We start from the raw sequence: 24210 nt of genomic DNA on the forward strand, positions 1-24210 counted from the left end.
GGCAGACGGGGGCGTAAAAAAATAAAAGATTCAAGCGCGACGCAGGGAATGCTGTTCCATGCGATTTTGCAGACGGTAGAGGTAGGCGAAGCCCTGTTCCCAGCGTTGGTGGCCGGACTTCACATTGATGTGGCCGGCACCCGCCAGAATTCCGGCTTCGGCGCCCCAGTTACGGGCCAGCTCAAGGGCACGGGCGGCACTCACGGCGCTGTCGTTGTCCGAGCTGACGATTTGGCTGGGGAACGGCAACAGGTGCGTCGGGATTGGTGCAAAGTTGCGCAAGGCCGGCACGCAGGCAGGGCGTTCGACATCGGCTGGCGCGACCAGCAAGGCCCCGCGGACCTGACGTAAAAAGCTCACTGGCGCCTGTGCAGCCCAATGAGCAACGGTGATGCAACCCAGGCTGTGGGCGATCAGGATCACCGGCGTACTATCAGCGGCAATCGCCTCGGCCAACGCCGCGACCCAATCTTCGCGACGCGGTGTCAGCCAGTCGGCCTGCTCCACGCGCGCGCTGTTTGGCAAACTGTTCTGCCAATGGCTTTGCCAATGGTCTTCTGGCGATCCTTGCCAGCCCGGCACGATCAGATAGCGAATTGATTCGTTGCGCATCGGGAGCCCTCCGGCTACGTGTCTGTTCGTGGCCGATTATAGGGACCGGAGCTATATCCTCTAAGGAATAAGAAGCTATTTGTTAAGACCTTAAAGGAATATAAACAAATCTAATGTGCAAGCTTGGCTTGCCCGCGAAGAGGCCCTCGAGGACAACTCATCAAGCCTGGGCGGCTCGTACCTTCTCCCCCACCACTTCTTCTTTACGAGCAAACCGGTTCGCCCGCCCAAACGTGCCGAAATCATTAGAGCGCACGCCCATTTCGACCATCACTTTATGCGCCACCGGCGCAGTCATCTGACGCAGGTAGAACGGTTCTTTCACTACAAAATGATGGATGCCGTGGGTACTGCCGAAGTTGAAACAAAACGCCTGCAACGGCCACATCCACCACGGGTTGAGGATCTGCGTCTGCTGGATCACATTGCCCGGTTCCACGTCGCCGTAGTAGTGCATGTTCGAGCTGACAAAGTGCAGGCAGAAGGTACGCAACACGTTCGGACCGATGATCACCACCGCCGCGATATCGATCACCTGCAGCACCGACAACGTGCTCGCCGACCATTCGACAGGTGCGCCGAGCAGACTGGCGATGCTGTTGGTTGCATGGAAGCCGAGAAACACATACCACGCGCCCCAATGCAGCAGCGCCAGCGGTGCGTAGACTTTCAGCGTGCGCTTGAGGATGCTGATCTTGTGCGTCCAGGTCTTGGCCCGCAGGGCCCGGATCAACGAGGACATCACATTGTCACCAACCATCAGCAGCCGCGCGATGCCCCACGGCTCGCCATTGGTGATCGCGCGTTCTTCCATGTCGGCTTCAGTGCCGGAAACCTTGTGGTGGTTGAGGTGCAGATGCCGGCGAATCCACGGATTGATGGTGCTCGGCCGCGCCAGCCAGACCAGCGCCAGCATCAGGTTGTGGGGCACCCGCTGCTTGCGAAAATACATGCTGTGAATCAGGTCGTGTTCCAGCTCGTGGGTCAACGAGGCAAAAAATGCGTTCAACAGCAAGCACACCCACCAGGCCATTAGACCGTTGAGGTAGAGCGTCGCCGAGCCGATCATTCCGGCCAGCGCAAAGGCCAGAATACCCGCGCCAAGGGCGTCCTGATGATTAAGAATCGGGTAGCGTTTACGCAATTCTGTGCCGCGGGCCAGCACCACTTCACGAATATGCGCTGATCGTTGCTGTGCATTCAGGTGCGTGGGACTTGCAGAAGTACCATACATGCTTCCATCCTCTGGTTATTGATGTTCGCATCCTGCCCTGCTCACCTGCGCAGGGCTGTAGCCGTGAACGCCAACCTGTTGACCGGAAGCGCCAATCATCATGATTGAACCCACGTCCCTCGCCAGCTGGACCCGCGCCCTGCGCAAGCAACTCGACGCCCTTGGCCTCGACAGCGACGCACTGTGCCGCGAAGCCGGCCTCGACCCACAATTGATGGACGACCCGAACGCCCGTTATCCGCTATCTGCCACCACGCGTCTGTGGGAAGTGGCGGTCAAGGCCAGCGGCGATCCGGCAATTGGCCTTCGGGTCTCACGCTTCGTCAGCCCGACCACGTTTCACGCCCTGGGTTATGCGCTGGTGGCCAGCGGCAGCCTGCGGGAAGTCTTCGAGCGGATCGTGCGTTACCACCAGGTGGTCAGCGATGCGCTGGAGCTGGAGTTGAACCAGGTTGGTGAGCGCTATTATTTTCATTTGAGGGTCCCTGAGGGCAGCCCGAGACCGGCGTTCGAGGCCATCGACGCCTTCGCAGCGATCTATGTCCGTACCTGCCGCAGCCGCCTGGGCCGGGATTACGCACCGTTAGCAGTGTATCTGCGTCGACCGGAACCGGCGGACCCGAAGCATTGGCATGCGGTGTTCCGTGCGCCGATTTTTTTCGCCGCCGACGAGGACCGGTTGGAGTTTGCCGTCAGCGATTTCGACAGTCATCTGGATGACGCCAACCCGGCGCTGGCCGAGCACAACGAAACGATGCTCAAACACACCCTGGTGCAACTGCAACCGCTGACTTGGGAACGCAAGGTCCGCTCGGCCATTGAAGCGCAATTGCCGGAAGGCGAACCTTCTGCCGAACACATCGCCCAGACCTTGCACCTGAGCCTGCGCAGCCTGCAACGGCATCTGGCCGATGAGGGCTGTCGTTTTGATACCTTGCTCAACGAGTGTAGGGAGAACCTGGCGCTGCTGCACCTGCGCGACCCGCAGTGCTCATTGAGCGAGATCAGTTACCTGCTGGGCTTCGCCGACACCAGTAGCTTCAGCCGCGCCTTCAAACGCTGGACCGGGATGACACCGGGGCAGTTTCGGGATGGGTTGCGATAAAGCACCAACGACAATCCCGTAGTAGCTGGCGCAGCCTGCGTTCGACTCGGTCCGCGCTCGGGCGCAGCAGTCGTAAAACCAGACAACGCGGTGCTTCAAACAGATCTGAGCGTCTGAATTACGAGGCCTGCGGCCTCGAACGCAGCCTTCGGCAGCTGCTACGGGTTTGCACTACGCCCACGTCTGAGCAACTTACGCACCCGCGCCACCAGCTCGGCCACCGAAAACGGCTTGAGCAAGTAATCATCATCGTGCAATTCAAGATCCCGCAGCCGATCCTCAATCCCGTCTCTGGTGGTCAGAAACAGCACCGGCGTTGCACCGCGCCGACGAATCTGTTGCAGCAATTGCCAGGCATTGAGCCCGGGCAACATGACGTCCAGGACGATCAGGTCATACTCAGGCTGCTCGTCGATAAAGCGTCGCCCCTGCATCCCGTCAACCGCCACATCCACCGCAAAACTTGCCTCGCTCAGGCCTTGAGCCAGGAGCTTCGCGACCTCAGGCTCGTCGTCCACTAACAGCAAACGCATGGCACACCTCGATTAATCATCTGTACAGGCTAGGCGCCTTGGCGGTCATTGCCCATCACTAACGGTTATTTCGGATGAGCCGACTCAATCATCCCTGCGCCGCAGCACGTAATCTCTCCAGGTCGACAACTTCGATCTCGCCATAACTCAGATTGAGAATACCCTGACCTTGCAGCTCCTTGAGGATCTGATTGGTGGTCTGCCGGGAGAGCGAGAGCATTAACGCCAACTGCTCCTGGGGCAATTGCAGGACCCGTCGCGAGTGCTCGGTCTCACCGTAACCTTCGGCGATCAGCAGCAAGCGATGAGCCACGCGCACAGCCGCCGGCATCAGGCTCAGCTGTTCGAGGTTGATGAACGTCAGGCGTAGCTTGTGGCTCATCAACAGTGCCAAATGCCGCCAGTATTGCGGGTGTTCTTCCAGCAGCTCGAGCAACGCGGCCTGAGACACATGCAACAGGACGCACAAGCCAACACCATAAGCGTCGTGGGTTCGCGGCTGGCCATCGAACAGGCAGATTTCACCGAACCAGTGCGGCGGTTCGACCAGGCTCAGCAGCGCCTCCTTGCCCTGCTCATTCACTGCGCCAATGCGCACCGCACCTTCAAGCACCGCGTACAAACCACAGGGTGGATCGCCACGCTTGAACAGCCGTTGCCCCGGCGCCAGACGCCGCACCCTGGCGATCGCCAGCAGACTATCCTGGAACAAGGCAGGCAAATGGTTGAACCACTGACCGCTCAACAAACGCGGACGCCAGGCCTGCATATCCATGAGAACTCCAAGATGATTGTCGCCTGGCTGACAGAGCGAAGACTGAGCGCAGGGCATGATCGAACTCCCTACAGGAGGAAACAACAATGAAAAGCCTCGTTGACCATCTCAGTCAATACGCCGCCTACCACCGCGACCCGCGCAATATCACCAGCCACTTTATCGGCATTCCGCTGATTGTGGTCGCCGTTGCGGTGTTGCTGTCACGGCCGCAATGGCCGGTGGCCGGGCTCTGGGTGTCTCCAGCGGTGCTGCTGGCATTGGCCTCGGCGTGGTTTTATGTACGCCTGGAAGTACGCTTTGGGGTAGTAATGACCGCCCTGCTTGGCCTGTCCGTTTGGCTAGGTCATATTCTCGCGCAGGACAGCACATGGGTCTGGCTCGGCAGCGCAATCGGCATGTTTGTGGTCGGCTGGGCGATTCAGTTTGTCGGCCATCACTACGAAGGGCGCAAACCGGCGTTTGTCGATGACGTATCGGGATTGATCGTCGGGCCGCTATTTGTCGTGGCCGAATTGGCGTTCATGCTGGGGTGTCGGCATGACCTCAAAGAACAGATCGAAGCGCGGGCCGGGGTCGTACGAATCAATCCGAAACGCGCTGCGGCGTAAGACGCCATCGCGGGCAAGCCTCGCTCCTACAAGTCCGTGGAATGATCGTTCCCACGCTCCCGCGTGGGAATGCCTCACTGGACGCTCTGCGTCCGCTCTTGTGACGCAGGGCGTCACGGGCTGCATTACCACGCAGAGCGTGGAAACGATCTGATGACCTTTTTAGAGGTTGGCGACCTTCTGCCAGACCTTCGGTTTGAAGAACAATGTCTCGCCGCGCGCCAGACCAATCAGGCTGTCGTGGTCTTTCACCACTTCAGCTTCGATCAGCTCGCTTTGACCTTCAACTTTCAAGGTCACCCGGGTAGTCGCCCCCAGCGGGCGGATGTCGCGCACTTCAGCGGCGTGGTGGTCTTGCAGCTCATGGCGCGACAGCGATACTTCGTGGGGGCGGAACAATACGTGGTTGTCCTCGCCAATGTGCAGGCGGTTGGAGTCGCCGAGGAAGTGATAAACAAAATCGCTGGCCGGGTTTTCGTAGACGTCGCCCGGTGAGCCAATCTGCTCGATCACGCCTTTGTTCATCACCACGATGCGGTCGGCGACTTCCATCGCCTCTTCCTGGTCGTGGGTCACGAACACCGAGGTCAGGTTGATGTCTTCGTGCAACCGCGCCAGCCAGCGGCGCAGTTCTTTACGGACCTTGGCATCCAGCGCACCGAAGGGTTCGTCCAGCAGCAGGACTTTCGGCTCCACCGCCAAGGCGCGAGCCAGGGCGATACGTTGACGCTGACCGCCGGAGAGCTGTTCCGGGTAGCGATCGGAGAGCCAGTCCAGTTGAACCATGTTCAGCAGTTCGTGGACTTTGACCGCGATCTGGCTTTCGGTCGGGCGCTGGTTCTTCGGCTTCATGCGCAAACCGAACGCCACGTTGTCGAACACCGTCATGTGACGGAACAAGGCGTAGTGCTGGAACACGAACCCGACGTTGCGATCACGAACATCGTGGCCGGAGACGTCTTCGCCGTGGAAGACGATGTTGCCTTCATCCGGGGTTTCGAGGCCGGCGATGATCCGCAGCAAGGTGGTCTTGCCGCAGCCTGACGGGCCCAGCAGCGCTACCAGTTCACCGCTCTGGATGTCCAGATTGATGCTGTTCAGGGCCTTGAAGGCGTGGAAGTTCTTGCTGACATTACGGACTTCGATCGACATGATTTATTCCTCCGCCGCACTGGCGCGCAGGCGGTTAATACGGTTCTCGCTCCACTGCTTGAGCAGCAGGATGAAGAGCGCCAGGATCAGCAACAGGCTCGCAACGGCAAACGCGGCGACGTGGTTGTATTCGTTATAGAGAATCTCGACATGCAGCGGCAGGGTGTTGGTTACCCCGCGGATGTGCCCGGAAACCACCGAGACCGCCCCGAATTCACCCATCGCCCGCGCAGTGCAGAGCACCACGCCGTAAATCAGCCCCCATTTGATGTTCGGCACCGTTACGTGCCAGAACATCTGCCAGCCGTTGGCGCCCAGCAACCGCGCGGCTTCTTCTTCCTGAGTACCCTGCTCCTGCATCAGCGGGATCAGCTCCCGAGCCACGAACGGTACGGTGACGAAGATGGTCGCCAGGACGATGCCCGGCAAGGCGAAGACAATCTGGATGTCGTGGTCCTGTAGCCACGGGCCAAAGATTCCCTGGGCGCCGAACATCAGCACATAGACCAGACCTGCGATCACCGGCGAGACCGAGAACGGCAAATCGATCAGGGTCACCAGCATGCTCTTGCCGCGAAACGAGTATTTACTGACGCACCAGGCGGCGCTGACGCCGAACACCAGGTTGAGCGGCACTGAAATCAGCACGGCGATCACCGTCAGTTTCAGGGCCGATAGTGCATCCGGCTCGAAGATCGCGGTGAAGAATGCACCCAGGCCAAGTTTCAAGCCTTGGGACACCACGATAAACAGCGGCAGCAGCAGGAACAGGGCAAAAATCAGCCAGCCGAGGCTGATCAGAATCCGCCGGGAAACGGCACTGCCACGACGGGCAGCGTTGGCCGTGGAAGCGCTGGCAAGCGTTGAACTGGACATATTCCGGGCCTCCTTATGGGGTTTCGATGCGCCGCTGCAACAAGTTGATCAGCAGCAACAGGACGAAGGAAACCACCAGCATCAGCACACCGATGGAGGTGGCGCCGGTGTAGTCGTATTGGTCGAGCTTGACCATGATCAGCAGCGGCAGGATCTCGGTTTTCATCGGCATGTTGCCAGCAATGAAGATCACCGATCCGTATTCGCCGACGCCCCGGGCAAAGGCCAGGGCGAAACCGGTCAGCCATGCAGGCAACAAGGCCGGCACGAGGATGTAGCGAAACACCTGCAACGGCTTGGCACCCAGGCAGGCGGCGGCTTCTTCGACTTCACGGGGAATGTCGGCCAGAACCGGCTGCACCGTACGCACCACAAACGGCAGGGTGACGAAGGTCAGCGCCAGCGTGATGCCGAGCGGTGTGTAGGCAATCTTGAAACCCAGGTCGACAGCGAACTGGCCCACCAGCCCGGTCGGCGTGTACAGCGCAGTCAGCGCTATACCGGCCACGGCCGTCGGCAGCGCGAACGGCAGATCGATCATCGCGTCGATGATCTTGCGGCCGGGAAAGTTGTAACGCACCAGTACCCAGGCCAGCAACGTGCCGATGATGCCGTTGATGATCGCGGCATACAGCGCGGTACCGAAACTGAGCTTCAACGCCGCCAGCACCCGTGGTGCCGAGATGATTGCCCAGAACTGATCCCAGGTGAGTTGAGCGGCATGCACGAACATCGCCGCCAGGGGGATGAGCACAATCAGGCTGAGGTACACCAAGGTGTACCCCAGCGTCAGCCCGAAGCCGGGTATGACGGGGGAGATACGACGCGACATAAAAGTCCTTGGTTGACTGAACGGACACGCAAAGCCCGCAAACGAATGCGGGCTCGCTCTTACAATTTTTCCTTACTGAGCCGTGTAGATCTGGTCGAACACACCGCCGTCATTGAAGAATTTCGGTTGGGCAGTCTTCCAGCCGCCAAAGTCCTTGTCGATAGTCACCAGATCCAGTTTCGGGAACTGTTTGGCATACCTGGCGGCCACGTCCTTGTCACGCGGACGATAGAAGTTTTTCGCCGCAATTTCCTGACCGGCCGGGCTGTAAAGGTGTTTCAGGTAGGCTTCGGCGATCTGCTCGTTGCCCTTTTTCCCGGCGTTCTTGTCGACGACGGCAACAGGCGGCTCAGCGAGGATCGACAGCGAAGGTACGACGATGTCGAACTTGTCAGCGCCACCCTCTTCTTTCAGCGCCAGGAACGCTTCGTTTTCCCAGGCCAGCAACACATCGCCCTGACCGTTGTTGACGAAGGTGATGGTTGAGCCACGAGCGCCAGTGTCCAGCACCGGAACGTGTTTGAAGAGTTCTTTGACGTATTCCTGAGCCTTGGCTTCGCTACCGCCGGCTTTCAGGCCATAGGCCCAGGCGGCAAGGAAGTTCCAGCGTGCGCCGCCGGAGGTTTTCGGGTTGGGCGTGATCACTTCAACGCCATTTTTGGTCAGATCGCCCCAGTCCTTGATCCCTTTAGGGTTGCCCTTGCGCACTAGGAACACGATGGTCGAGGTGTAAGGCGTGCTGGCATCCGGCAGGCGTTTTTGCCAATCGGCCGGCAGGGTCTTGCCGAGCTTGGCGATTTCGTCGATATCACCGGCCAGGGCCAGGGTTACCACGTCAGCACGCAGACCATCGATCACCGCCCGACCTTGTTTGCCCGAGCCACCGTGAGATTGCTGGATTTTGACGTTGTCACCGGCGTGATCTTTCTTCCAGAAGCTGACGAACTCAGCGTTGTAATCCTGATACAGCTCACGGGTCGGGTCATACGACACGTTGAGCAACTCATAATCCTTGGCAACCGCGGAACCAGCAAAAACGGAACTGGCCAGAGCGGCCAGGGCGTAACGGCGAATCGACGACATAGTGAAAGCTCCTGAAATTCTTGGGGTGCTGGCTTTTCTTATGGATTCTGGAATCGGGCCGCGTTCGGATGATCTTTTGACGTTGTTAATCGCTTCAGCCCGGTTTGTTACCAGGGTTCTGCAAACGGAATTTTTCTTTGCGTTCGATCTGTACCACTTGAGCGTTGTGCACGGTGATTTCCACCGCACCGAAGCGCAGATCGCGCAATGCGCTTTGAATCTCGCGCAAAATGGCTGCTTCGTCCTGGCCGTCAACGCTACGTAGAGATGCGCTCATGGTGCTGCTCCTTGAATGAGATGTGCCCGGCAGTGGCGGCACTGCTTACGGCGTGAGAGCAATAGTAGACAGGCGGTTATATTCTTAAAAATACTATTTAAGAATGTTTATATAACCAAAATAAATTAGCCGAAGGGGCGCGGGTTTGCGGGGGGATTGGGGGGCAAGATTAAAAGTTGATCGTTCCCACGCTCCTGCGTGGGAATGCATCCAGTGACGCTCTGCGTCACATCAACGGCGGACGCAGAGCGTCCCGGGCGGCATTCCCACGCGGAGCATGGGAACGATCAACCGCCCCTTCAGCCAGCGTCATTACCGAATCACCGGCGCCTTCGCCCAGTCGAGCTCCTGAGCTGGCACCGGCCGCCCAAACCAGTAGCCCTGGCCAAGATCACAGGCATGATCGAGCAGAAATCCCGCCTGCTCTATCTGTTCGATGCCTTCGGCGTGCACTTGCATGCCCATGCTTTGCGCCAGGGCGATAATCACCCGAACGATGGCCGCATCGTCGTCATCCCAAGGCAATCCGGCGACAAAGCCCTGATCGATCTTGAGTTTGTGCACCGGCAACCGTTTAAGCCGCAACAGCGATGAATAGCCGGTGCCGAAATCATCGATCGCCAGGCGCAACCCCAATTCGCGCAGCCGGTGCATTTGCTCCAGCGCCACTTCCGGATCGTCCATCACCGCGCTTTCGGTGACTTCCAGCTCCAGAAATGCCGGATCCAGGCCCGTGTCGTGCAACACCTGGGCAACCTGCTGATACAGCTCGCGACGGGCAAACAGGCGACTGGAGACATTTACCGCGACGAACGACAACGCCACTCCTGCCTTCAACCATTGGCACATTTGCTGACAGGCTTGCTGCATAACCCAGGCGTCGATCTCGGCAATCAGTCCGGTGCGTTCGGCAATCGGAATGAACTCACCCGGCGCCACCAGCCCACGCTCCGGGTGCTCCCAGCGCACCAGGGCCTCGACGCCAATCAATCGACTGGACTGCAAGTCATGCACCGGCTGGTAGTAAACCCGCAGTTCCTGCTGCTCGAGTGCGCGGCGCAACTGGCCGGCGATCTCCACCCGGTGCTGGGCATGGGCGGTGAGTTCTTCGGTGTACAAGGCATAGCCTTCACGCCCGCAACTTTTGGCCTTGAACAGCGCCGAATCCGCATTACGCAGCAATTGTCCGGCACTCAACGCATCGCTGGGGAACAGGCTGATGCCGATGCTGGCGCTGATGAAGAGTTGGTGCCCGCTGAATCCGAACGGTTCTTTCAGACCGTCAATGATCCGCTGGGCCAACGCTGCTGCCTGCATCAATTGCGGGCAACTTTCGGCCAGCACGGCAAACTCGTCGCCGCCCAGCCGCGCCAGGGTAATCCCGGGGCCGAACATGCCTTGCAGGCGCTCGGCCACGGCCTTGAGCAATTGATCGCCGACGTTGTGGCCGAGACTATCGTTGATGATCTTGAAGTGATCCAGATCGATCAACAACAAGGCGCAACCGCGCTTGTGAATCTGCGCCGAGGCCAGTGCCTGTTCGGCCCGGTCGGTAAACAGCAAACGGTTGGGCAGGTCGGTCAGCGGATCGTGATGTGCCAGGTGGGCCAGCTCATGCTCGGAGTCCTTGGTCGCGCTGATGTCAGAGAACACCGCGACGTAATGGCTGAGCCCACCGTGATCATCGCGAATGGCCCGGATGGTCTGCCATTGCGGGTAAATATCACCGTTTTTTCGCCGGTTCCAGATCTCGCCGCTCCATTCGCCGGTGCTTTTCAGTGACTCGAACATCGCCTCATAGAACGTCGGCGGATGATGGCCGGACTTGAACATGCTCGGCTGGTGGCCAAGCACTTCTTCAGTTTGATAGCCGGTAATTTCCATGAACGCACGGTTCACATGGACGATCAGCCCCTGACGGTCACTGACCAGCACCCCCTCGCGAGTGCAATCGAACACCGCCGCTGCCTGACGCAAACGCTCGCGGTCCTCACTGCGGTGGCGCAACGTTGCGTCAATACCGAGAAAACGCAGCAATCGTGCGCGGGCAATGAAGATCAGTCCGGCACTGAACACTGCCCATACATAGCCGTTGATCAGTTGACCACGGGCCAGATCGGTCGACTCATCGAAGAAGTTGTTCAATAAATAACCACTGAACTGCAGCCAGAGAACAGACAGCAGTAGATAGAGCAGCGCCGCACGCAGAGCGGCGCGATAAGAAGCTGACATAAGGCAGTCAATATCCCTACAAAAGGCTAGGGATTATAGCGGAAGAAACTTCCCCCCACTCTTATCTGAAAGGGTGACTGGTTTTATCTGTACGCTGAGGGATAATGCGCTCGCTGTTTTTTATTTTTATCGAGGGCCATACAGCCTATGTGGTACAACGGTTTTCTCGACTTGTCGCCTTGGCAACTGGTGGCAGTCACCCTGTTGATGACCCACGTGACCATTGTCGGCGTCACGGTCTATCTGCACCGCTATTCAGCCCATCGCTCTCTGGAGCTCAATGCTGGCCTGAAACACTTCTTCCGCTTCTGGCTGTGGCTGACCACGGCGCAGAACACCCGCGAGTGGACTGCGATCCACCGCAAGCACCACGCCAAATGCGAAACCGTCGATGACCCGCACAGCCCGGTGATCAAAGGTCTCTCTACCGTTTTGCGCAAGGGCGCCGAGCTGTATCGCGCTGAAGCCGAAAACCCCGAGACGCTGCGCATCTATGGCAAGAACTGCCCGGACGACTGGATCGAACGCAACCTCTACACCCGCTACCCGCTGCTGGGCGTGGCGATCATGGGCATCATCGACCTGCTGCTGTTCGGCACCATCGGCATCACCGTCTGGGCGATCCAGATGATGTGGATTCCGGTCTGGGCCGCCGGCGTCATCAACGGTCTGGGCCACGCCGTCGGCTACCGTAACTTCGAATGTCGCGACGCGGCGACCAATCTGGTGCCCTGGGGCATCCTGGTCGGTGGCGAAGAACTGCACAACAACCATCACACCTACCCTAACTCCGCCAAACTGTCAGTGAAGAAATGGGAGTTCGACCTCGGCTGGGCCTGGATCCAGGTCTTCAGTTTCCTGCGTCTGGCCAAGGTTCAGCGGGTCGCGCCGATCGCCCACCGGGTCGAAGGTAAAGGCCATCTGGACATGGACACTGCCATGGCGATCCTCAACAATCGCTTCCAGATCATGGCCCAGTACCGCAAATTGGTCATCGCACCGCTGGTCAAACAAGAACTGGAAAAGGTTGATCACTCGGTCCGTCACCAGTTCCACCGGGCCAAACGTCTGCTCTCGCGAGAAACCAGCCTGCTGGATGACAAGCACCACCTGCGCATTCAGACCATGCTCGAACACAGCCAGGCGCTGAAGGTAATTTACGAGAAACGCCTCGCCTTGCAACAGATCTGGGTCAAGACCAGTTCCAATGGTCATGACATGCTGGCTGCGATCAAGGAGTGGGTTCACGAAGCCGAAGCCAGCGGGATTCAATCGCTGCGCGACTTCGCCCACCAGTTGAAAACCTACTCGTTGCGCCCTGCCTCCGCCTGACACCGTTGATCGGTGCGCCCCGTTTGCGGGCGCACCCTGCGGAACCTGGCTGCCCCCCTATATCAAGGAATAATTCGCCATCCAAAGTGGCCGTGCAGTCTTGCGCCCCGGCGATCTGTTCAGGCGCATTGGCGGTGAGGAGTTCGCGGTGAGTATCGCCCGGCTCGTCCTACAGGTTCTGCGTCGCTGCCGCAGACTGCGATCTTTTAGCCTTTGCGTAGCCGCATAAGTTCCGGCAGCCCAATCTTGAGCAAGCGTGCAGTCTTGCTTTTGGCGATATTCTCAAGACCCTCTGAAGGCCTCAGGCGGGCCAGTTGTGCCGAGATATTCATTACCAGCGCTTCGCGCGAATACACCCCGCCACCGAGCTGGTAGACCGCCGCGATCAGCTCGCGCAGCTCCAGCGGTAAACGCCAGCGCGTGCGCAGTGCCGATCCGTAGGCGGCGCCGAACGCTTCGAGCGCGTCGCCGATCTGTTCTTGATCATCCAGCTCGCCGCCAGCCTGCTTCCATTCTTGCAAGCACCGCAGCAACGCCAGATCACCCAGGCGATGCAGCATGCCGGCGCAATAGCAGCGCTCCTGATCCAGGTCCAGCAAGCGCGCGAGCGTACGACCGTATTGCGCCGTGTGCAGCGACAGCTCCCAATAACGCTCGGCGTAATCGACCAGCGCGGGGTCACTGAGGCGGGCACTGCGCTTGAGGGCCAGGCCGAGAATCAGGTTCATGCTTTGTCCGGTGCCCAGCCTGTGCAACGCCTGGGACAGGGTCTGCACAGAGTCGCCATGATGCTGCGCAGCACTATTGGCAGCGGCGATCAGCACCGCAGTAATTTGCGGATCAGTGCGGACTTCCTCTTCCAGCCGTTTCAGGTCCAGCCCGTCCGGGTTGAGACTGCGTTTGATCGCCAACTGCACGTCGGCCAGCAATGGCGCGCCATCAGACACTTCACGTCGGTGCTCAAGAAAAACCGACAAGCTCATGCCAGGCGCCAACGCCGCAGGCTCACACGAGACTGACTGACCTGCGCTCAGCAGCAGATCCTGCAGACGCTGGCTCAGGCTTTCCATGTTCAAGGGCTTGGTCAAATAAGCCGTAGGCGCCAACGGCAAGACCTCACGCACGCTGGCGCTGTCATTGCGGCTGCTCATGAGGATAAACGGCAGCACTGGGTTACGCCGACGCTGACGCACGCTACGCAGCAAGCCAAGGCCATCGACGCCCGACAACTCCCAATCGGCGATCACCAGGTCATAAGGGGTTTCGCTCAAAAGCTCCAGCGCCTCTTGCCCGTCAGCACACACATCCAGCCTGGCGTCGCAACGCACGTTCAACAACACCTGTTTGAGCAGGTCACGAGACCAAGGGTCCGCCTCGGCAATCAACACTCGTGGTACAGCAGGTAAATCAACCGCAGTCATCTGCACGCTCCAAAGGCAATGCTCGCACCTTAGCCAAGGCAGGCACTTCGATACAGCGCAAAAACCGGGGTGCGCCGACAAACCCATAAAAAAACCCGCCGAAGCGGGTTTTTTGTCGATCAGATCACAGACTGCAATCAGAGCTCAGAGAAGCACTCTTCAATGATTGCCAGACCTTTGTCCAGTTGCTCGTCCGGCGAAGTCAGAGGCACCAGTACGCGCAACACGTTGCCGTAAGTACCGCACGACAGCAGGATCAGCCCCTTGTCGCGTGCCTTGGCCACAACCTGAGCCACAGCAGCGGCGTTCGGCTTGTGGCTGTCGCCGTTTTCGAACAGCTCGACCGCGATCATCGCGCCCAGTGCACGCACTTCGCCGATGACCGGGTATTTGGCCTGAATGGCCTTCAGGCCAGTCACCAGACGCTCGCCGACCGCTTTGCAACGATCCAGCAGGTGCTCTTCTTCGAACACTTCCATCACGGCCAGAGCCGCAGCGCAAGCAATCGGGCTACCCGCGTAGGTGCCGCCCAGGCCGCCTGGAGCGATGGCATCCATGTACTCAGCCTTGCCGCAAACACCGGCCAACGGGAAGCCGCCAGCGATGGATTTGGCGAAGGTGGTCAGGTCGGCAGCGACGCCCATCTGTTCCATGGCGAAGAAAGTGCCGGTACGGCCTGCGCCGGTTTGCACTTCGTCAGCGATCAACAGAATGCCGTGCTGGTCGCACAGGGCACGCAGACGGGCCATGAATGCCTTCGGCGCGACGTAGAAACCGCCTTCGCCCTGGACTGGCTCGATGATGATCGCAGCGATGTCACGAGGCTCGGCGTCGTTCTTGAAGATGCGCTCGATGCTGGCGATCGAATCGTCGATGCTCACGCCATGCAGTTCGTTCGGGTACAGCGCGCGGAAGATGCCGCCTGGCATCAGACCCATGCCGGCCGAGTAAGGCACGACTTTACCGGTCAGGCCCAGGGTCATCATGGTGCGACCGTGGTAAGCGCCGGTGAAGGCAATCACGCCAGCACGGCCAGTGGCGGCACGAGCGATTTTCACAGCGTTTTCGACAGCTTCGGAACCGGTGGTGACCAGTAGGGTTTTCTTGGCGAAGTCACCCGGAACCTTGGCGTTAATCTTTTCGCACAGTTCCACGTACGGCTCGTAGGCCAGAACCTGGAAGCAGGTGTGAGTCAGCTTGTTCAGCTGCGCGGTCACGGCTGCGATAACTTTCGGGTGCAGGTGACCGGTATTGAGAACCGCGATGCCGCCCGCGAAGTCGATGAACTCACGACCTTCAACGTCGGTCACGGTGGCGTTCTTCGCCGACTCGGCGAAGATCGGGTGAATCTGGCCAACACCGCGTGGTACAGCGGCTTCACGGCGTTTCATCAGGGAAGCGTTCGTCTTGCTCATAATGTCCTCATTCGCCGCTCATCGGTCGGCGTGGTCCAAGGAATACGTGACGGGGAGGCAACTACGGCAGCATGCGATGATCGACTGCCACAGCGTTCCCGGCCACAGAGAAAAATCGTTTGAAACCAGAAAGGGACAGCGCTCTCGTGCCCCTCTCCGCTCAACGCTTTGCCGGGGTTAGATGCCCAGGCAGAGGTATTTGATTTCCAGGTAATCTTCGATGCCGTACTTGGAGCCTTCACGGCCCAGGCCCGAGGCCTTGATGCCGCCGAACGGCGCGACTTCGTTGGAGATCAACCCGGTGTTGACGCCGACCATGCCGTATTCCAGGGCTTCAGCCACACGGAACACACGACCCAGGTCACGAGCGTAGAAATACGAGGCCAGACCGAACTCGGTGTCGTTGGACATCGCGATCACTTCGGCTTCGTCTTTGAAGCGGAACAGTGGCGCCAATGGACCGAAGGTTTCTTCCTTCGCCACAGCGGCACTTTTCGGCACGTTAGTCAGGATGGTCGGTTCAAAGAAGTTACCTTCCATGACCTTGCCACCGGCCAGCAGGGTCGCGCCTTTGCTGAGGGCGTCAGCAATGTGCTCCTGAACCTTGGCCACGGCTTTTTCGTCGATCAGGGGACCGGTGGTGGTGCCGTCTTCCAGACCGTTACCGATTTTCAGCTTGGCCACAGCCACTTTCAGCTTTTCGGCGAACGCGTCGTAGACCGAATCCTGAATGTACAGACGGTTAGCGCAGACGCAGGTCTGGCCATTGTTGCGGTACTTGGAAATGATCGCGCCTTCGACTGCCTTATCCAGATCGGCATCGTCGAACACGATGAACGGCGCGTTGCCGCCCAGTTCCAGGGAAACTTTCTTGATGTCCTTGGCGCATTCAGCCATCAGCTGACGACCGATTTCGGTCGAGCCGGTGAAGGACAGTTTGCGTACGATCGGGTTGCTGGTCAGCTCGCCGCCGATATCGCCAGCGCTGCCGGTGACCACGCTCAGCACGCCTTTCGGGATACCGGCACGGTGTGCCAGCTCAACCAGCGCCAGAGCGGAGAACGGGGTTTGCGAAGCAGGTTTGATCACCATGGTGCAACCGGCGGCCAGAGCCGGGCCGGCTTTACGGGTGATCATCGCGGCCGGGAAGTTCCACGGGGTGATCGCGGCGGTGACACCAATCGGCTGCTTGATCACGATCAGGCGCTTGTCCGGCTGGTGGCCAGGAATCACGTCACCGTAAATGCGCTTGGCTTCTTCGGCGAACCACTCGATGAACGACGCGGCGTAAACGATTTCGCCTTTGGCTTCGGCCAATGGCTTGCCTTGCTCGAGGGTCATCAGGCGACCGAGGTCGTCCTGGTTTTCAATCAACAGTTCGAACCAGCGACGCAGCTTGTTCGCACGCTCTTTAGCGGTCAGTGCACGCCAGGCCGGCAGCGCTTTGTCAGCAGCTTCGATGGCACGACGGGTTTCGGCAGCACCCATTTTCGGCACCGTACCCAGAATTTCGCCCGTTGCCGGGTTGTTAACCTTGATCGTCTGACCATTGTCCGCATCGACCCAAGCGCCATCGATATAGGCTTGCTGGCGGAACAACTGGGTGTCTTTGAGCTGCATGTGGGCTTTTCCTTAACAGCACCGCGCGGAGCGGAGCGAATTATTGATTGTAGAAAGGCGCCTCAAGGGCTGCCGTCAGGAAATTCATTCACCGGGCCGAAGCACATAAATAGCGCACATAATGAAACTCGCGCGGTTCAGCACCCAGACAAGAGCGTTTGAAATCTCAAACGAATCCTAGGATCAAAGGGGGTAAAGGACAATAGGTTGTTCGAAAAAAAGAACGAAAACGCCGCTTTTGCTGAAATTTTCTGATCAACGTAGCAAACGGCCGTATAGCGGCCCAGAAAAATCAGGCGATTCAGCGGCATGGACGCCCGCGATGCATATGAGTATCATGGCGCCCGCACTGCACCAGTAGCTCAGCTGGATAGAGTACTGCCCTCCGAAGGCAGGGGTCGTGGGTTCGAATCCCGCCTGGTGCACCATCTTCTTTCCCTTGTATTACAAGGGATAGCGCTCCTGACAGAAACCTGTCCTGGTCCTGAAAGTCGTTTTTGCCAGAGTTTTTCCACACGTGAACGTGGCGGGAATGGTCGAAATGGCAACAATCAGGAATCGCGGCGAGTATCAGTGGGAAGCGCAAGTCCGCCGTATGGGCTATCCAGTCCGACGCCAAACCTTCGAAACCAGAACCGACACCCAAGCCTGCGCGCGCATGATCGAAAGCGAAATCGACCGAGGCATTTTTGTCTCTCGCGTCGAGGCTGAACGCACCGCCTTTCATCAACTCATTGATCGCTACATCTCCGAGATCGCTCCGAAGCACAAAGGCGCCTACTCGGAAATCAAACGCCTGGAAGCGCTCAAGCGTAATCCGCTGGCTACTCGAATCGTCGCAACCCTCACCTCTTCCGACTTTTCCCGCTACCGTGACGAGCGTCTGAAGATCCGCAAGGGCAATACGGTTAAGCGTGAGCTGGCTTTGTTTCAATGCGTGATTGAAATCGCTCGCCGTGAATGGGGAATTCATCTCGCCGAAAACCCGGTGCGGATGGTCACCCACCCCAGCTATAACGACGAGCGCTCGCGACGCCTGGACCCGATTGAAGAACAATACATCCTCAGCGCGTTAGAGCTTCGGGAGCGCCGCGCCGATGGAACCTATGCAGACGCCTCGCATAACCCTTGGATACGGTCCATCGTCCAACTCGCAATCGAAACAGCCATGCGCCGTGGCGAGATTTTCGAGTTGCGTTGGAAGCATGTGAATCTGGATCGCAGAACCGCACACCTTCCAGCAACCAAGAACGGGCTACCGAGAACCGTCCCCCTCTCCCCGAAAGCTATTCAGTTGCTAAAGGATTTGCCGCGCTCACTTTGCGGCTGAGTCTTCCCCACCACCGCAGACGCCCTCAAGAAGGCCTTCACACGCGGTTTGGAGCGAGCGCGGACGACAAATACTTGGGAGATTGCGAACGCGCTCTGGTAACGCCCCAGGAAGACTTTCTACTCGACCTGCGCTTTCACGACCTACGCCATGAGGCCACCTGCCGGCTGGCCACCAAACTTCCCAATTTGATTGAGCTCGCCAGCGTGACGGGGCACCGCGAGGTGAACATGCTGAAGCGTTACTACAACATCACCGCAGAAGAACTCGCTGCGAAGCTAGCTTGATAATCAGTCGATAATTTCAAGCCCTAGGGAGAGCGCCAGCTCCCTAAGCTCTGAATCCGTTCGAACACGGTTTAGCACCGTCTCCTCGCGTTCCCGCTGCTTGAGCAGATAGACCTCGTTGAAACACTCGATAACCTGCTCACGGGTTAAGTCCGAGATCGATACCCGGCGCTTGAGGGTGTTCAGAATATTGCGCGCACTGAGCTGAGCCGCCTCCCGCAGATACGTCCTCAACAGCAAGTCGCAAAAAACCCAATCGCTGACCCACGCCTTCGATAATGCCCAAAATAACAGCCGCTGATAGGTATCCCAAGCCATGCGCGTTTGGCCGCTCAGATACCGCCGCAGAGTCCGTCCATCTGCGTCCTTGAAACCGTAAATACCGAGCTCCGTAAGCAATCGCTCCAAGGCGACCTTTGACATACCCAACTTCTGCAAAATCCCGGAGAACAGGTACTCCACCAGATCCACCGGAACACGGACAACAAAATTTTTCCGGCCCGTTTCCTCATGATTTTCAATCTCACGGAAAACGAGCTGAAAGACTTCTTCAGGATTGATATCGGACTCAAGGGACGATGGCCGCATCGTTCCCATTCTTTGGCTAACAGCCGCATCTGTCAAAAAGGTGTCCTAGTGTTCTGTTTTCTAAATAACTTGCCCTTCCATCTGCGTCTCCATCGCCTCGCGTGCTCGCCGTATCTTGCTCAAAATTTCCTCGCCCTTTGCGTTCCAAACGTACCGGGTCGGTCGTGCGTTCCGTAATGCCAGGAAGGCGGTAATCGAGCTTTCCAACTCACGTACGGAGCCGAAGCTGCCGTCGCGCAAGAACACGGTAATGTCCCTGAAAAACCGCTCGACATGTTCATCCACGAGCTGGAGGTCGGTGTGAAATGCACATGGAAGCGCTGATGTTTCGCCAGCCAAGCCTTCACCTTTGCGTGCTTGTGTGTCGCATAGTTATCCACGATCAGATGCAGTTGGAGATGCTTGGGCGTTTCCTTGTCGATTTTCTTGAGGAAAGCCAACCACTCCTGATGGCCGTGCCGGCGCTCGATGCTACTGATCAGTTTGCCCTGGAGATAATCCAGCGCTGCGAACAGCGTGACCGTGCCGTGGCGAGTGTAAGCATGGGATTTTGTTTGAATATGACCGATCCCCAGAGGCAGCCCAGGCTGTGTGCGTTCCAAGGCTTGCACCTGACTTTTCTCGTCGCAGCAGAGCACCAACGCCTTGTCTGGCGGGGCCAGGTACAGGCCGATGACATCCCAGAATTTCTCCTCGAACGGCGGGTCGTTCGACAGTTTGAAGGTACGTGTCAGATGAGGCTTCAAGTCATTGGCCACCCATAGTTTATGCACGGTGGTCGCTGATATGCCGGCGGCACGGGCCATGCTTCGGCAGCTCCAGCGGGGCTCGCCGATACGAGGTTGAGTGACCTGTTCGAGCACGCGGCGGATCGTGTCGGCAGGCAGAGGGGATTTGCGTCCTCGGCCAGGCTTGTCGAGCAGGCCTTCCAATCTGAGCGCCTGAAAACGCTGGCACCAGTCGGTGACCGTAGGGCGAGAGAAGCCTGTCAATCGTACGATTTCTTCTCGCGTTGATCCTTGCGTTGCCAGCAAGATACTGATGGTGGCGGAACGTACGCGACGGCTCAGTTCGGCAAATTCTTCGGGGCTAAGCGTAATGTCCAGAGCGCTCACCAGGAACTCTCCAAGGTAGGAATGGCACCTGAAGTGTAGTGCAAACATGGAGAAATTTATTTCGCGAACAGCACACTAGGTACCGACCTTACGAGTTTTTCTATGGCTTATGAACAAGCCCTCAGCGAAGGGGTGTAGTAATCTAACCATAAATAACCCCTGAGCCGCCCACCCGACCCAGGAGCATTAGAAAAATTAAATTTATGTACCAGCTAGACTTCTCTTTCGGGGATTATATCAATATTAAATCGTGCCTTTTTGATATCTTTTGCAGCGGGACTTTTCTTGCCAGAGCTATGCTTTATCGCTGCCATTTTTATCAAATATTCAATATCTCTCAGGGCCTGAGGAGACGCAAAAGCATAGCTGTATTGGGTTCTGAGGCTGTTATATATGTCCAGCAAGTAAAAAGAATTGTGCTGCACATTGGCAATATACCTACCAACCTCTTTATTCCAGTCTCTTGGCCTCTTGTTTATAATCAAAAGAATCAGCTCATGCTTGCTTAGATCATCAATTGTTCCGCTATGCAACTGATCAAAAAGCAATGGCCCCATTTTCATCGAATACAAGTCATCTGCAAATCGAAACGCTACGGTAGAAGGAATATTCTGTAGCACACCAAAAAAACGCTCTCGGAGATTTCCGCTACACTCCCCAGCAAGAATAATTTGAACCCCATCGTAGAGCACATTACGTTCTCTAACCAAAACAGGAAGCACGATAAATAATATCTTTGACAATTCATGCCAACACAGCATGATTTCAGACAGTAGCTCTCTTTTAAGATCTGGAGTTACGTAGTCACTATTTCTTAGCGCTCGCGCTCCCGCACAGACTCCCTGCATCATGCGTACAAATGAATGCTCACTTAGAATACTGCTGATATTCTGATTGTACGGCCGGGCCGGGTCATATCCCTTATCTGCATATTGATCTTTAATAAAATCAGGCAAAGCTGATTCAGCTACACCATTTGCAATCTCCTGCTGCATTCTAAGCTCAGTCTCATCGGAAGTTTTCCATTTCCCTAGTCGGTATGGATTTAAATCTTCAGGAAGACCACAGTTATCTTTCACCTTCACACGAGATGTTCGCAGGTCGGAGATAAGAACTTTGATAGCGTCCTCACGACGCCTATCAATGCCGGTATAAAATTCAATCAGCTCCGCATGTTGTGCATATCGCATATCTTCGAATATGTATGCAGCAAAATTTTGATCGTGATGCATACGTTGCGCTGCAAAATAAAATATCCAATAAGAGGATTTAAAATAAAATAACCCACCTCGCTCCACGACAATGCTATTGACGTACAACACATCAAACACAACCTGAATATCAAGATCAATTAATCGCTCTTGACAGCAGTCTTGTATCTCTCGAAGGAAGCGAGTTCTTGTAAATCCGTGCTCTCCTGCCCTAATTAAATGCTCGCAGAGGTAGCCTAAAACATATTCACAATCTTTCAAATCCGGCCGAGTCTTGTAAGTCGGAATCTGCTCAAAATTAAATAACAAAAACAGTACCCGCTTAATTATCTCCGACCTATTAACCGGACTCTCATCAAAATCAACCTCTGACACCTTGAGCAGAGTTAGACAATTGAGAGGAGTCCGATGCAAATTTAAGACATCCAAGTCAGAAACTATTCTAGACGTAATGCTGTTTTCGTCACCAATTTGCTTAGCGTCGTTGTAAGCCGTAACCAGCTTCCTGATATTTTGACGAGACATCGACCACAAATGAAGCTCTTCAAATTCCCGATCAATCACTATCGATTCTTTTGAAAAGTAGTTATCCCCCACTTGCAGCATGCAGATAATGGGAACGCCTTTAAAAAAGTCTGAAACCTTATTCAGCAGCTTGACTGAATCTTTGCTTGATCTTGACCAAGAATCTAATATGACGCACTTTACATCCGACAAACTCTTGGACAATAAATCCAGTTCAGCTTTTGCTGCGCTGGCAATCGAATCTAGATTAGCTTTTAGTTCGTGCGCATCCAAATACAACCACAGCGCACCTTCGTTAAACGACCATGCTTCCTTTACAAGATAATGAGCAAGACAAGTCAGCCCATATTGTGGCGGTGCTTCAATGATTGATGACCTGGGATTTTCCACCAGATCTTTTAAGTCTATAATAGCACCCTTATCAATATCTTGTTTCACTTCAGACTGCCTACTAACCACAGGCTGAATCCATTCGCTTTGGTGTGATGAAAATAGCAACAAAGCATCTTTTAATTTTCTTGAAAACAGCCTGCTGATATAATCATCTTTTGAAATCTCAACGACTGACTCAGCAACAAAATCTGACTGCTGCGTGTTTATTGTTGATACCGACCCAAATACAGTATCCAGTCTTTTTGTTAGATCAAAGCTCCACTTCCCTCTAGGTGCATGTGAGGCTACTGGAGCTGGAGTCCAATCACTATCAGCTTTACGTGTAAACAAATGCGCTATTGCATGCGACTGCCTTGAATCAATACTGACAACATTGAAACCAAATTCTTCGGAATGCTCAGCGCCTACAGCGCCAGCGGCCAAAACGGTATGGTATTGACCTGGACTTACCCATGCGTTATGGCTATGACCATGAAGCCAAAAATCATAGTGCTGTGGAATCCGCCTATTAGCAGTATCGCGATCAGCCAAGTTAAGCCAGTCGATTGGGTGATGAATTAAACCGATTTTTATATCAGCATTGCCAATTACGGAGTGTGCTTTATTGAATTGCCATTTACTGGCTAACCACAAATTTCGATCATCCTCTGGACCCGCGCACGTCCATGCAGAGTTAAACCCAGCGATACCAATTTTCAGCCCATTGACTTCAGCGACGACTCCGTAGTGATGCCTTCCCTCAGTATCGACTTGATGCGGAAGATAATCACGTACAAACTCAGCGTAATTATCAAGTCTAGAGATCGCCTGTAGGAACTCTTTAGGTCGCTCTTCAAATCGCTGATTTATTTTATCGATGTGTTCATTTGGGCTAGCTGCCCATCCAGTTAAGGTATCCTGTGCGTCACTATTGATTTTTCCGCGATTTACATCATGATTTCCCGGCACAACAAATAAACGCTCTTTTGGTAGAGCAGACCCTGACTCACCACAAACTGTCAAAAGCTTATCGAAAAAAGCTTTAGCATCTTCATACTGCCCTGACATTGGATTTGCAGAGGCCTCTCCATATGCAATATCACCAGTACAGAATATTAGGTCAGGACGAGGCAAGTCACCTGAGTTGAATTCTTGAGTTAGGCATTCAAGTAGAGAAGTTAAAGATGCACTGTCGCGCCATTGTGTTTTCCGTGAAAAATGGATATCTGATAGGTGCAACCACGTCAACTTATGCATAAATAGTCCCTAAGCCCTTTCCCATGCAAAGGGGCAATGTTTAACCTCAAGACAGATTAAACATATCCCTGCTAAGAAATATTACTCGAAAAATCAAGGTGACGTCCTTCAAAAATCAAAACCGTGGTATGAGTCAAGGGAGATATCATTTCTAAAAGGGCGTAACAATGGTGTTCCATCACGCCGCTTGCGCGCCAGCTTGCAAGGCTTCGCGCATCCATCTAGTTAGTGGCTAATGAACCTAAAGTTGAACGAATCACTTCCCAACAGAGAACTCGCCTTTCCCTGAAGGTAAAAAAAAACCAATCGAAATGCCACAAATTTGCCACACTCGCCCCGCTAACCGAGGCGAAAACCCGCTCACCTCAGCTACCACAACCCTTTGATTTCCCAGCTAACCCACGCTAACGTATTG

The 24210-nt window shown here is 56.0% G+C and carries 20 protein-coding genes, 1 tRNA gene and 2 pseudogenes; 7 read left to right on the forward strand and 16 right to left on the reverse strand.

All coding sequences use genetic code 11. From position 1 onward, the window contains the following. Positions 1-30 precede the first annotated feature (30 nt). Positions 31-612, reverse strand: a complete 582-nt coding sequence (locus AC07W5_RS06130; protein ID WP_494994456.1) for an alpha/beta hydrolase — start codon at positions 610-612, stop codon at positions 31-33. Between the two features lie 160 nt (positions 613-772). Continuing rightward, complete coding sequence (locus AC07W5_RS06135) at positions 773-1846, reverse strand: fatty acid desaturase (protein WP_495022960.1); 1074 nt, start codon at positions 1844-1846, stop codon at positions 773-775. A 100-nt stretch (positions 1847-1946) separates the two neighbouring features. On the opposite strand from AC07W5_RS06135, the gene AC07W5_RS06140 reads away from it, so the two are divergent. After that, entirely contained in the window at positions 1947-2951 is a 1005-nt protein-coding gene (locus tag AC07W5_RS06140; RefSeq protein ID WP_495022961.1) for an AraC family transcriptional regulator, read from the forward strand. A 158-nt stretch (positions 2952-3109) separates the two neighbouring features. Here AC07W5_RS06140 and AC07W5_RS06145 read toward each other — a convergent pair whose 3' ends face one another. Then, positions 3110-3484 carry a response regulator transcription factor gene (locus tag AC07W5_RS06145; protein ID WP_494994459.1) on the reverse strand — a complete coding sequence of 125 codons (375 nt, stop codon included), beginning with the start codon at positions 3482-3484 and terminating at the stop codon, positions 3110-3112. Between the two features lie 88 nt (positions 3485-3572). Continuing rightward, a complete protein-coding gene (locus AC07W5_RS06150) occupies positions 3573-4259 on the reverse strand; it encodes a Crp/Fnr family transcriptional regulator (RefSeq protein ID WP_495022962.1) in 687 nt (228 codons plus the stop codon). An 86-nt stretch (positions 4260-4345) separates the two neighbouring features. Here AC07W5_RS06150 and AC07W5_RS06155 point away from each other — a divergent pair, with 86 nt between their 5' ends. Further along, entirely contained in the window at positions 4346-4870 is a 525-nt protein-coding gene (locus AC07W5_RS06155; RefSeq protein WP_495022963.1) for an Mpo1 family 2-hydroxy fatty acid dioxygenase, read from the forward strand. Positions 4871-5032: 162 nt separating this feature from the next. Here AC07W5_RS06155 and AC07W5_RS06160 read toward each other — a convergent pair whose 3' ends face one another. From AC07W5_RS06160 to dibA, 6 genes are all read right to left on the reverse strand, one after another. Then, positions 5033-6022, reverse strand: coding sequence for a sulfate/molybdate ABC transporter ATP-binding protein (locus AC07W5_RS06160; protein ID WP_494994462.1), 990 nt, complete (start codon positions 6020-6022; stop codon positions 5033-5035). Positions 6023-6025: 3 nt separating this feature from the next. Then, positions 6026-6898: a sulfate ABC transporter permease subunit CysW gene (gene cysW, locus AC07W5_RS06165; protein ID WP_495022964.1), complete on the reverse strand. Its 873-nt coding sequence runs from the start codon at positions 6896-6898 to the stop codon at positions 6026-6028. A gap of 13 nt (positions 6899-6911) precedes the next feature. Beyond that, positions 6912-7730 carry a sulfate ABC transporter permease subunit CysT gene (gene cysT / locus AC07W5_RS06170; RefSeq protein WP_495022965.1) on the reverse strand — a complete coding sequence of 273 codons (819 nt, stop codon included), beginning with the start codon at positions 7728-7730 and terminating at the stop codon, positions 6912-6914. 72 nt (positions 7731-7802) lie between these two features. Beyond that, on the reverse strand, positions 7803-8813 hold the full coding sequence (locus AC07W5_RS06175; protein WP_495022966.1) for a sulfate ABC transporter substrate-binding protein: 1011 nt from the start codon (positions 8811-8813) through the stop codon (positions 7803-7805). Between the two features lie 94 nt (positions 8814-8907). Then, the gene (gene oscA / locus AC07W5_RS06180) at positions 8908-9090 is read right to left on the reverse strand and encodes a sulfur starvation response protein OscA (RefSeq protein ID WP_099229308.1); all 183 of its coding nucleotides are present in this window, start codon (positions 9088-9090) and stop codon (positions 8908-8910) included. 312 nt (positions 9091-9402) lie between these two features. After that, positions 9403-11322 (reverse strand): phosphodiesterase DibA, encoded by a 1920-nt coding sequence (dibA, locus tag AC07W5_RS06185; RefSeq protein ID WP_495022967.1) that lies wholly within the window; start codon positions 11320-11322, stop codon positions 9403-9405. A 147-nt stretch (positions 11323-11469) separates the two neighbouring features. Between dibA and desA the strand changes: the two genes are divergently transcribed. Both desA and AC07W5_RS06195 read left to right on the forward strand, forming a co-directional pair. Further along, positions 11470-12654 (forward strand): delta-9 fatty acid desaturase DesA, encoded by a 1185-nt coding sequence (gene desA / locus AC07W5_RS06190; RefSeq protein ID WP_495022968.1) that lies wholly within the window; start codon positions 11470-11472, stop codon positions 12652-12654. An 82-nt stretch (positions 12655-12736) separates the two neighbouring features. Further along, positions 12737-12841: pseudogene (locus AC07W5_RS06195) on the forward strand (diguanylate cyclase); the annotation flags it as partial. A 19-nt stretch (positions 12842-12860) separates the two neighbouring features. Here the strand turns inward: AC07W5_RS06195 and AC07W5_RS06200 are convergent. From AC07W5_RS06200 to gabD, 3 genes are all read right to left on the reverse strand, one after another. Further along, positions 12861-14075: an HDOD domain-containing protein gene (locus AC07W5_RS06200; protein ID WP_495022969.1), complete on the reverse strand. Its 1215-nt coding sequence runs from the start codon at positions 14073-14075 to the stop codon at positions 12861-12863. 137 nt (positions 14076-14212) lie between these two features. Then, positions 14213-15490, reverse strand: coding sequence for a 4-aminobutyrate--2-oxoglutarate transaminase (gabT, locus tag AC07W5_RS06205; protein ID WP_494994468.1), 1278 nt, complete (start codon positions 15488-15490; stop codon positions 14213-14215). 177 nt (positions 15491-15667) lie between these two features. Beyond that, positions 15668-17110, reverse strand: coding sequence for an NADP-dependent succinate-semialdehyde dehydrogenase (gabD, locus tag AC07W5_RS06210; protein WP_495010954.1), 1443 nt, complete (start codon positions 17108-17110; stop codon positions 15668-15670). A 351-nt stretch (positions 17111-17461) separates the two neighbouring features. On the opposite strand from gabD, the gene AC07W5_RS06215 reads away from it, so the two are divergent. The 3 genes from AC07W5_RS06215 to AC07W5_RS06225 all read left to right on the forward strand — a co-directional run bounded on the left by AC07W5_RS06215 (position 17462) and on the right by AC07W5_RS06225 (position 18727). Then, positions 17462-17538: transfer RNA gene (locus AC07W5_RS06215), tRNA-Arg, on the forward strand. A gap of 104 nt (positions 17539-17642) precedes the next feature. Then, positions 17643-18440 (forward strand): tyrosine-type recombinase/integrase, encoded by a 798-nt coding sequence (locus AC07W5_RS06220; protein ID WP_495022970.1) that lies wholly within the window; start codon positions 17643-17645, stop codon positions 18438-18440. 74 nt (positions 18441-18514) lie between these two features. Continuing rightward, a complete protein-coding gene (locus AC07W5_RS06225; protein ID WP_495022971.1) occupies positions 18515-18727 on the forward strand; it encodes a tyrosine-type recombinase/integrase in 213 nt (70 codons plus the stop codon). Between the two features lie 3 nt (positions 18728-18730). Here the strand turns inward: AC07W5_RS06225 and AC07W5_RS06230 are convergent, their stop codons facing one another. The 3 genes and pseudogenes from AC07W5_RS06230 to AC07W5_RS06240 form a co-directional block, all read right to left on the reverse strand. Beyond that, the gene (locus AC07W5_RS06230) at positions 18731-19351 is read right to left on the reverse strand and encodes a hypothetical protein (protein WP_495022972.1); all 621 of its coding nucleotides are present in this window, start codon (positions 19349-19351) and stop codon (positions 18731-18733) included. 24 nt (positions 19352-19375) lie between these two features. Then, positions 19376-20430: pseudogene (locus tag AC07W5_RS06235) on the reverse strand (IS630 family transposase). Positions 20431-20642: 212 nt separating this feature from the next. Further along, on the reverse strand, positions 20643-23795 hold the full coding sequence (locus tag AC07W5_RS06240; protein WP_495022973.1) for a metallophosphoesterase family protein: 3153 nt from the start codon (positions 23793-23795) through the stop codon (positions 20643-20645). Between the last annotated feature and the right edge of the window lie 415 nt (positions 23796-24210).

It is taken from the genome of Pseudomonas sp. GW821-FHT01E05 (assembly GCF_059422425.1).